Source organism: Streptomyces sp. NPDC007095 (assembly GCF_040634475.1).
GTDB lineage: Bacteria > Actinomycetota > Actinomycetes > Streptomycetales > Streptomycetaceae > Streptomyces.
Map to the genome: position 1 here is coordinate 1 of NZ_JBEYFS010000339.1, position 8,679 is coordinate 8,679.

The following is an 8,679-nucleotide window of genomic DNA, read 5'->3' on the forward strand; positions in this document are numbered from 1 at the left end:
GCTCCAGCTCACCCACTTGTAGGGGAAGTCGGGGTACCAGTCGGGCATCCGGACGACGACCTTCGCACCGGCCCTGGCCTGCCGCGTCACGCCACGTCGGCGTCGGCCGTCAAGGGCCGGTCGACGTAGTCGGCGACCAGAGCCGCGAACTCGTCGGGGGTGACCAGCCGGATGCCGAGGTCCTCTGCCTTGGCGCGCTTGGATCCGGCGCCTTCGCCGGCGACGACCAGCGAGGTCTTCTTGGAGACGCTGGAGGAGGAGCGGCCGCCGGCGAGCTCGATGAGTTCGTTCATCTCGTTGCGGCTGAGCTTCTCCAGCGGGCCGGTCATGGCTCCGGTGACGACGACCGCCATCCCGGTCAGCGGCCCGCCCGCCGGCTCAGCGCCCTGGGTGCCGGTGTCGGTGTCGTCAGTGATGACGGGCGCGGTGGCGCCGGGCTCGGTCATGTTGACCCCTGCCGCGGCGAGCTTGTCGATGAGCGGGGCGAGTTCGGCGAGTTCGGCCACGATGGACGGGGCCTTCTCCGTGCCGATGCCCTCGACCCGCTGCATCGATTCGGCGTCGGCGGCACGGATGTGGTCCATGGTGGCGAAGTACCGGGCGATACGACGGGACATGGAGCGGCCCGTCCCGCGGACGCCGAGCGCGCACAGCACCCGCGACAACGGCTGCCCCTTGGCCGTGCCGATCGCCGCGAGGAGATTGTCGGTGCTGGTCTCACCCATCCGTTCCAGGCCGAGGAGCTGGTCGCGGGTGAGGGCGAACACGTCGGCGAGATCGGCGACCAGTCCTGCCTCGACGAGCTGGACGACACGGGTGTGGCCCAGGCCCTCGATGTCGAGCTGGTCGCGGCCGGCGGCGTACGAGAGGGCGGCGACCAGGTGGCAGTTGCGGCCGTTCTCGCAGCGCCAGCGCTGCTCGCTGGTGTCGATGGCGGAGCCGCACCGCGGGCACACCTCGGGGAAGACGATCGGCCGCTCCTCGCCGGTACGCAGATGGGCGACGGGGGCCTCGACGCGGGGAATCACGTCTCCGGCGCGGTGGACCATCACATGGTCGCCCAGACGCAGGTCGCGGCGGGTGATGTCGGCGGGGTTGTGGAGGGTGGCGTAGGTGATGGTGGAGCCGTCGATCTCGACCGGTTCGAGGACCGCGCGCGGAGCGATGATGCCGGTGCGGCCCACGTTCCATTCCACCTCCAGCAGCCGGGTGATCTTCTCCACGGCCGGCAGCTTGTAGGCGATCGCCCAGCGCGGTGCGCGCGAACCGGATCCGGCGGCTTCCTGATCGGCGGCGAGGTCGGCCTTGATGACGATCCCGTCGATGCCGAACGGCAACTCCGCCCGTAGCGCGGCGATCTCCTTCACCCGGGCCAGGACCTGCTCGGCGGTCTCCGCCGTGGTCCCGGGCACGGTGGTGGCGGCCGTGGTGTTCACGCCGAGCTCGCCGCATCGCGCCATCAGCTCGCTGTGCGCGCCCTCACCCAGCCGCGCCGCGAGGGCCTCCTCGGTGCCGGGCAGCGGCAGCAGGGCGTAGCCGAAGAAGGTCATCGGCACGGTGTAGGCGCGGTCCTTGGCGCGCAGGGTGCCCGCCGCGGCGTTGCGCGGGTTCGCGAACGGCTGTCCGCCGTGCGCGGTGCGCACCTCGTTGGCGTGCTCGAACTGGGCGGTGGTCATCAGGACTTCGCCGCGCACCTCCACCGTGACCGGCTCGGCGAGTTCGGCCGGGAGACCTTCGACGGTGCCGATGGCGTGCGAGACGTCCTCCCCGGCCGTCCCGTCGCCACGGGTGATCAGCCGGGTGAGGCGACCGTGGGTGTACCGGGCGGCGATCGCGAGCCCGTCGAGCTTCGGCTCGACACCGAACCGTGTGACGTCATGGCCGATCCGCCGGGCCAGCGACGCGGTCCAGGCGGTGAACTCCTCCGGCGAGAACACGTTGTCCAGGCTCAGCATGGGTACCGTGTGCGGGACATCGCCCTCCACGGCGCCACCGGCGACCTTCCCGGTCGGTGAGTCGGGCAGCACCTCGTCGGGATGAGTGGACTCCCACGCCGCGATGCCCCGCACGAGCCGGTCGTAGGTGTCGTCGTCCAGTACCGACGTGCCGCCCGCGTAGTAGGCGGCCGAAGCCTTCACGGCGTCCTCGACCGCCTGCGCGTAGGCGGCGGCATCCACGATCACTGCGGCTGGTGTTGTCATACGCGCCATCCTGCACGCCACCACTGACAACGCCCCGGTACGCGTCTGCCGCACGCCGGAAACCAGGTGACCGCGACGGCGTCCACCACTACGGTGAACTCGTTCAGGTGCGAAGGTTTCGGCTACTTCTCCTGTCAAGAGAGAGACGCGGGTTCGAATCCCGTCGCCCGCCCCGGCGGGTGTCGTCCAGCGGCCCAGGACACTTACGTCGCCGACACCGATCCCGATCTCTGAACACCGCGACGCGAGCCGTCCGCCACGGGGGAGAACAGGTGGACGGCTTCGTCGTGCGCGCAGGAGCGGCTGTCGGTGACGACGGCCCGCCGCTCCCGCCCCCGCCAGACCGCGGCTCGGCTCACTCGGGCGGCGCGGAACCCGGCGCGCCCACCCGTAGGCCGTCCATCACGAGGTCCAGAAGGCGGGTGGCGCGCGGCTGCCACTCCCCGTCCGCGTCGATCTGCCAGAGACCGGCGATGAAGAGGAAGAAGTCCTCGGGTGTCACTCCGGGGCGGATGGTGCCAGCCTTGTCGTTCGCCGCCAGGAGCAGCGCGATGGCCGAGGACATCGCGCCGTGTCCGAGCCGGGTCAGGGTGCCGTGCGCGAGGGTGGTCGCGCGCAGGGCCTCGGCCAGGCCGACCTTGGTCATGGCGAACTGGGCGAGGCGGTCCATCCACTCCCGCAGGGCCCGGTCCGGCGCACGCGTTTCGAGCAGCTGGGCCGCGGCGTCGGCGACCTGCTGCACCTCGTGGCGGTAGATCTCCAGGAGGAGTGCCTCGCGATTGGGGAAGTTGCGGTAGAACGTCCCTTGCCCGACCCCCGCCTTCTTGGCGATCGCGCTGAGCGGGGTGTCCGCCGACCGCGTCAGCTCGGCGAGGGCCACATCGAGGATGCGCTCGCGGTTGCGTTGCGCGTCCGAGCGCAGCGGGGTGGCCTTCTTCTGCTGCACCCGGGCCTCCTTCGTCCTCCGCCCTGCCCGGCGGGTGCCTTGCTAAGCGGACAGCTGTCCGATAGGTTCAGGCTTAACGGACACCTGTCCGCTTGGTTTCACCATACCGCCGGATCCGGCCAGTGCGGACCATCGGTGTTCCCTTTTCCTGGCCCTCTCGCGACTTCCTTTCCCCCTCAGACAGGCGAAAGAAGGCTGATCATGGCCCCTACGACGTCCGGCGGTACGACCTCGACGTCCAGCGCCATCACCCTGCACGTCAACGGCGAGAAGTACACGCTGCCCGTCGACCATCGCACCACCCTGCTCGACGCGCTGCGTGAGCGTCTCGATCTCACCGGTACGAAGAAAGGCTGTGATCAGGGCCAGTGCGGCGCCTGCACGGTGCTGCTCGACGGACGCCGTGCCGTCTCCTGTCTGCAACTCGCCGTCGCCGCCGAGGGACGCGAGATCACCACCATCGAAGGGGTGGCGGACGGTGAGCGGCTGCATCCCGTGCAACAGGCCTTCCTCGACCTCGACGGCTACCAGTGCGGCTACTGCACGCCCGGCCAGATCTGTTCGGCCCTCGCGGTGATCGAGGAGCACGCGGCGGGCTGGCCGAGTGCCGTGACCGCCGACGTGCGGCCCGAAGCGGGGGTTCCGCAGCTCACGCCCGAGGAGATCCGTGAGCGGATGAGCGGCAACCTGTGCCGGTGCGGCGCGTATGTGTCGATCGTCCAGGCCGTCGCGCGGGCGGCGCAGTCGTCCGATACACGGTCGTCCGAGACCAAGGAGGCGGCGGCATGAGGGAGTTCGACTACGAGCGCGCTTTCGACGTCACCGGCGCGGTCGCTCTGCTCGGCGCCGACCCCGACGCGCGTTATCTCGGCGGTGGTACCAATCTCGTCGACCTGATGAAGAGCGGGGTGGAGCGGCCCGCCCGGCTCGTCGACGTGCGTGAACTCCCCCTCGACCGAGTCCAGTTCACAAAGAGCGGCGGGCTGCGGATCGGCGCGACCGTGACCAACAGCGACCTCGCCGCCCATCCCGACGTGCGGCGCCACTACCCGGCGTTGACCCAGGCCGTGCTGGCCGGGGCCTCCGGTCAGCTGCGCAACATGGCCACGGTCGGCGGAAACCTGCTCCAGCGCACCCGCTGCGGCTACTTCACCGACCTGGCGAAGCCCTGTAACAAGCGGGTCCCCGGCAGCGGTTGCCCGGCCGTCGAGGGGGAGCACCACAACCACGCCATCCTCGGCGCCTCCACGCACTGCGTGGCCACGCACCCCTCGGACATGGCCGTGGCCCTCACCGCCTTCGACGCCGTCGTCTCGTACGAAACGGCGGACGGGCCGGGGGAGTTGCCGCTCGCGGAGTTCTATCTGCCGGTGGGTGACACCCCGCACCTGGAGACCGCCCTGCCGCCCGGCGCGCTGATCACCGGCGTCACCCTGCCGGCCGCCCCGGTCGCCGCCCGATCCCGCTACCGCAAGGTGCGCGAGCGCGCCTCGTACGCGTTCGCGATCGGCTCGATCGCCGCCGCCCTCGACGTCCACGACGGTGTCGTACGCGAAGTGCGCCTTGCCTTCGGGGCGGTGGCCTCCCGGCCGTGGCGGGCCCGGGCGGCCGAGCGGGCGCTGACCGGGGGACCGGCGAGCGCCGAGGCCTTCGCCGCCGCCGCGGACGCCGAGCTCGCGGCCGCCCGGACGCTGCCCCACAACGGATACAAGGTGCCCCTGATGCGCAATCTGGTCGTGGCGATGCTGACCGAACTCACCGAGGAGGCTGCCCGATGACCGGTACGACCGCGACCGCGACCACGACGACGGCGGCGACCGCGACGTTCGGGGCCGTCGGCGCCGCGCACACCCGCGTCGAGGGCGTGGCCAAGGTCACCGGGGCGGCGCGCTACGCGGGCGAGGTCCCGTATCCCGAACTCGCCCACGGCTGGCTGGTGTTGTCCACCATTGCCCGTGGCCGGATCCGCGCGGTGGAGTCCGCGCCCGTCCTCGCGATGCCGGGCGTCGTCGCCGTCCTGCACCACGACAACGCCCCGCGCCTCAACGGCGACTACACGAACGCCTTCGGGGCGCCCGACCCGATCGCCCAGATCTTCCAGCACGACCGGGTCCCGTTCGTGGGCTGGCCGGTGGCTCTGGTCGTCGCCGAGACGCCCGAACAGGCCAGGGAGGCCGCCGAGGCCCTCGTCGTCACGTACGACGAGGAGCCGCACGACGTCGTGTTCACCGCCGGGCTTCCCGGGGTGTACGCGCCGGAGAGCGCCCCCGCCGCGCAAAAGGGTGACCTGGAGGCCGAACTCGCCGCGTCCGCCGTCGTCGTGGACGCCGAGTACAGCACTCCGGAGGAGCACCACAGCCCCATGGAGCCGCACGCGGCGATCGCGCGCTGGGACGGCGGCCGGCTCGAGGTCGTCGACTCCAACCAGGGCAGCAGGTTCGTGGCGGACGAGCTCGCGAAGCTGTTCTCGCTCGACCCCCAGTCGGTGCGGGTGCGTTCGGAACACGTCGGCGGTGGCTTCGGCTCCAAGGGCACCCGCCCGCACTCGGTCGCCGCCGCGATGGCCGCGACCGTCCTGCAGCGTCCCGTACGCGTCGTACTGACCCGCCGTCAGATGTTCTCGCTGGTCGGCTACCGCAGCCCCACGGCCCAGCGGGTCAGGCTCGGCGCCGACGAGGACGGCCGGCTGCGCGCGTTCGACCACCGGGCCGAGAGCCTCACCTCGACCGTCCACGAGTTCGTCGAGCGGTGCTCCGAGTTCGGACGTGCGATGTACGCCTGCGACGCGCACTACTCACAGAGCCGTGTCGTACGGCTCGACGTGCCGACCCCGAGCTGGATGCGGGCGCCCGGCGAGGCACCGGGCTCGTTCGCGCTGGAGTCCGCGCTCGACGAACTCGCCGAGAAGTGCGGCATCGACCCGATCGCGCTGCGCGCCCGCAACGAACCGGCGGTCGGCCCCGTCTCCGGGCTGCCGTTCAGCGGCCGCAACCTGCTTGCGTGCTTCGAGGAGGGGGCCCGCCGGTTCGGCTGGGCGGACCGTGACCCGCGTCCCGGCGTCCGTCGCGAGGGCCGCTGGCTGCTCGGGACCGGCACGGCCGCGTCCACGTTCCCCGTGCTGTCCGCGCCGTCCACGGCGGCCGTGACGGCCGAGCCGGACGGCACCTTCACCGTACGGATCACCGCGTCCGACATCGGGACCGGGGCCCGGACCGCGCTCACCCTGATCGCCGCGGACGCGCTGGAGGTGGCGCCGGAGCGCATCCGGATGCGCATCGCGGACAGCGACTTCGGCTTCGCGATGATCGCCGGCGGCTCGATGGGCACCCGCTCCTGGGCCTGGGCGATCAGGGTCGCGGCGGACGAACTGCGCGAGCGGCTGGCCCTGGGCGGCGGCATTCCGCCGGAGGGGATCACGGCACGCTCGGACACCTCACAGGCGGTCGGCGCGCTGGAGCAGAAGGAACGGCACTCCTTCGGGGCGCAGTTCGCCGAGGTCGCCGTCGATGTCACCAGCGGGGAGGTGCGGGTGCGGCGGATGCTCGGCATCTTCGCCGCCGGCCGGATCGTCAACCCGCTGACCGCGCGCGGTCAGTTCGTCGGAGGCATGATCTGGGGCCTGTCCATGGCCCTGCACGAGGAGGCTCACCGGGACCGGGCCGGCGGCGGCCATGTCGGCGCCGACCTCGCCGGCTACCACTTCTCCGCGCACGCCGACGTACCCGACATCGAGGCGGACTGGGTGGACGACCCAGACCCCGGGGACCCGGTCGGTATCAAGGGCATCGGCGAGATCGGGGTCGTCGGAGCGGCGGCGGCGATCGCCAACGCGGTCTGGCACGCGACCGGTGTTCGCCACCGGAATCTGCCGATCCGCCCGGACCGGGTGCTGCTGGCCGGCGCGGGAGGGGACCGGGATGCTTGACATCGCCGACGAGCTGAACCGGTGGGCCGAGGAGGGCCGGGACTTCGCCGTCGCCACCGTCGTGAGCGTCGGCGGCAGCGCCCCCCGCGGCCCCGGCGCCGCCCTCGCGGTCGACAGCGGCGGCACGGCCGTCGGTTCGGTCTCCGGCGGTTGTGTGGAAGGCGCCGTGTACGACCTGTGCGTCCAGGCGCTCCAGGACGGCCGGACGGTGCTGGAACGGTTCGGCTACAGCGACGAGGACGCCTTCGCGGTGGGGCTGACCTGCGGTGGGGTCATCGAGGTCCTGGTCACCCCGGTGCGCGCGGACGCGCCTGAGCGGCCGGTGTACGCGGCGGCGCTGGTGGCCGCGTCCCGGGGTGAGGCGGCGGCCGTCGCCCGGGTGGCCCGGGGACCGGTGGAACTGCTGGGGAGGGTGCTGCTCGTCCGCCCCGACGGCTCGTCCGGCTCCTCCGGGCCGTCCACGTCGTATGCGGGAGGCCCGGGCGTCTCCCACGAGGGGAGCCTCGGCGGTCGTCCGGAGCTGGACCGTACGGCGGCGGCCGAGGCACGTGCCCTGCTGGCGGCGGGCCGCACCGGCACCCTCGAACTGTCGGAGGACGGCGCGCGCTGCCCGGGCGGCGTGACCCTGCTCGTCGAGTCGAGCGTGCCGCCACCCCGAATGATCGTCTTCGGCGCCGTGGACTTCGCGACGGCGCTGGTACGGGTCGGCAAGTTCCTCGGCTACCACGTGACCGTGTGCGACGCCCGCCCGGTCTTCGCCACCCGGGTCCGCTTCCCCGACGCCGACGACATCGTGGTCGACTGGCCGCACCGCTACCTCCGGCGCACCGTGACCGACGACCGCACGGTCCTGTGCGTGCTCACCCACGACGCCAAGTTCGACGTACCGCTGCTGGAGGCGGCCCTGCGGATGCCGGTGGCGTTCGTCGGCGCCATGGGGTCGCGCCGCACCCACGAGGACCGTGCGCGTCGGCTGCGTGAAGTCGGCCTTGACGAGCCGGAGTTGGCCCGACTGAGATCCCCGATCGGGCTCGACCTCGGGGCCCGTACGCCCGAGGAGACCGCGCTGTCCATCGCGGCGGAGATCGTCGCGGCGCGGGAGGGCGGGACAGGCGCTCCTCTCACCGGCTCCGGGGCACCGATCCACCGTGACGGGAGTGTGCGGGGGGCCGGTACGGCGGGGGCGAGGGAAGCTGCCTGAGACAGGCGCGCACGCGGTGCGCGGCCACCGCGGGGCAAGATCGTGCCGCACGCCTCCTGAGCCGACGCCAGGCACGGCAAGTCATCGAGGCGTGGCCGCGGTTCGGGAAGACATCGGGAGGCGGCCTGAGACAGGCGCGCACGCGGTGCGCGGCCACCGCGGGGCAAGATCGTGCCGCACGCCTCCTGAGTCGACGCCAGGCACGGCAAGTCATCGAGGCGTGGCCGCGGTTCGGGAAGACATCGGGAGGCGGCCCGCGACTCAGGAAGCCGAGGCCGAGCGCGCGAGCCAGTCGTACGCGGCCTGCGCGGTGAACTCGCCCTGACCGCCGCGCAGCAGCAGCTCCGCCGTGGCGAACGCCGGGTCCTCGGCCTGCGCGGCGACGTACGGGACGGCGATGCAGCGC

The 8,679-nt window shown here is 72.3% G+C and carries 6 protein-coding genes, 1 tRNA gene and 1 pseudogene; 5 read left to right on the forward strand and 3 right to left on the reverse strand.

The genetic code is table 11. The features are described 5' to 3' along the window. Positions 1 to 86 precede the first annotated feature (86 nt). On the reverse strand, positions 87 to 2,201 hold the full coding sequence (ligA, locus tag ABZ656_RS53790; protein WP_360279464.1) for an NAD-dependent DNA ligase LigA: 2,115 nt from the start codon (positions 2,199 to 2,201) through the stop codon (positions 87 to 89). Positions 2,202 to 2,310: 109 nt separating this feature from the next. Here ligA and ABZ656_RS53795 point away from each other — a divergent pair. After that, positions 2,311 to 2,373: transfer RNA gene (locus ABZ656_RS53795), tRNA-Ser, on the forward strand. Positions 2,374 to 2,556: 183 nt separating this feature from the next. On the opposite strand, the gene ABZ656_RS53800 is transcribed toward ABZ656_RS53795, so the two are convergent. Further along, complete coding sequence (locus tag ABZ656_RS53800) at positions 2,557 to 3,147, reverse strand: TetR/AcrR family transcriptional regulator (protein WP_101407616.1); 591 nt, start codon at positions 3,145 to 3,147, stop codon at positions 2,557 to 2,559. Between the two features lie 201 nt (positions 3,148 to 3,348). On the opposite strand from ABZ656_RS53800, the gene ABZ656_RS53805 reads away from it, so the two are divergent. From ABZ656_RS53805 to ABZ656_RS53820, 4 genes are read left to right on the forward strand one after another with little or no spacing between them, the layout of a single operon-like run. Beyond that, positions 3,349 to 3,936 (forward strand): 2Fe-2S iron-sulfur cluster-binding protein, encoded by a 588-nt coding sequence (locus tag ABZ656_RS53805; RefSeq protein ID WP_101407615.1) that lies wholly within the window; start codon positions 3,349 to 3,351, stop codon positions 3,934 to 3,936. Further along, entirely contained in the window at positions 3,933 to 4,925 is a 993-nt protein-coding gene (locus tag ABZ656_RS53810; RefSeq protein WP_101407614.1) for a xanthine dehydrogenase family protein subunit M, read from the forward strand. Before ABZ656_RS53805 ends, ABZ656_RS53810 begins: the two co-directional genes overlap by 4 nt. Next, complete coding sequence (locus tag ABZ656_RS53815; RefSeq protein ID WP_101407613.1) at positions 4,922 to 7,072, forward strand: xanthine dehydrogenase family protein molybdopterin-binding subunit; 2,151 nt, start codon at positions 4,922 to 4,924, stop codon at positions 7,070 to 7,072. The genes ABZ656_RS53810 and ABZ656_RS53815 overlap by 4 nt, the downstream gene beginning before the upstream one ends. Next, positions 7,065 to 8,273 carry an XdhC/CoxI family protein gene (locus tag ABZ656_RS53820; protein WP_101407612.1) on the forward strand — a complete coding sequence of 403 codons (1,209 nt, stop codon included), beginning with the start codon at positions 7,065 to 7,067 and terminating at the stop codon, positions 8,271 to 8,273. The genes ABZ656_RS53815 and ABZ656_RS53820 overlap by 8 nt, the downstream gene beginning before the upstream one ends. Before the next feature lie 261 nt (positions 8,274 to 8,534). Here the strand turns inward: ABZ656_RS53820 and ABZ656_RS53825 are convergent. Further along, positions 8,535 to 8,679 (reverse strand): annotated as a pseudogene (locus tag ABZ656_RS53825) (HAD family phosphatase); the annotation flags it as partial.

Bases quoted from the DNA above. Each gene is read 5' to 3' on its own strand.
- ligA (WP_360279464.1), bottom strand. From the start codon at position 2,201: ATGACAACACCAGCCGCAGTGATCGTGGATGCCGCCGCCTACGCGCAG.
- ABZ656_RS53805 (WP_101407615.1), top strand. From the start codon at position 3,349: ATGGCCCCTACGACGTCCGGCGGTACGACCTCGACGTCCAGCGCCATC.
- ABZ656_RS53815 (WP_101407613.1), top strand. From the start codon at position 4,922: ATGACCGGTACGACCGCGACCGCGACCACGACGACGGCGGCGACCGCG.
- ABZ656_RS53810 (WP_101407614.1), top strand. From the start codon at position 3,933: ATGAGGGAGTTCGACTACGAGCGCGCTTTCGACGTCACCGGCGCGGTC.
- ABZ656_RS53820 (WP_101407612.1), top strand. From the start codon at position 7,065: ATGCTTGACATCGCCGACGAGCTGAACCGGTGGGCCGAGGAGGGCCGG.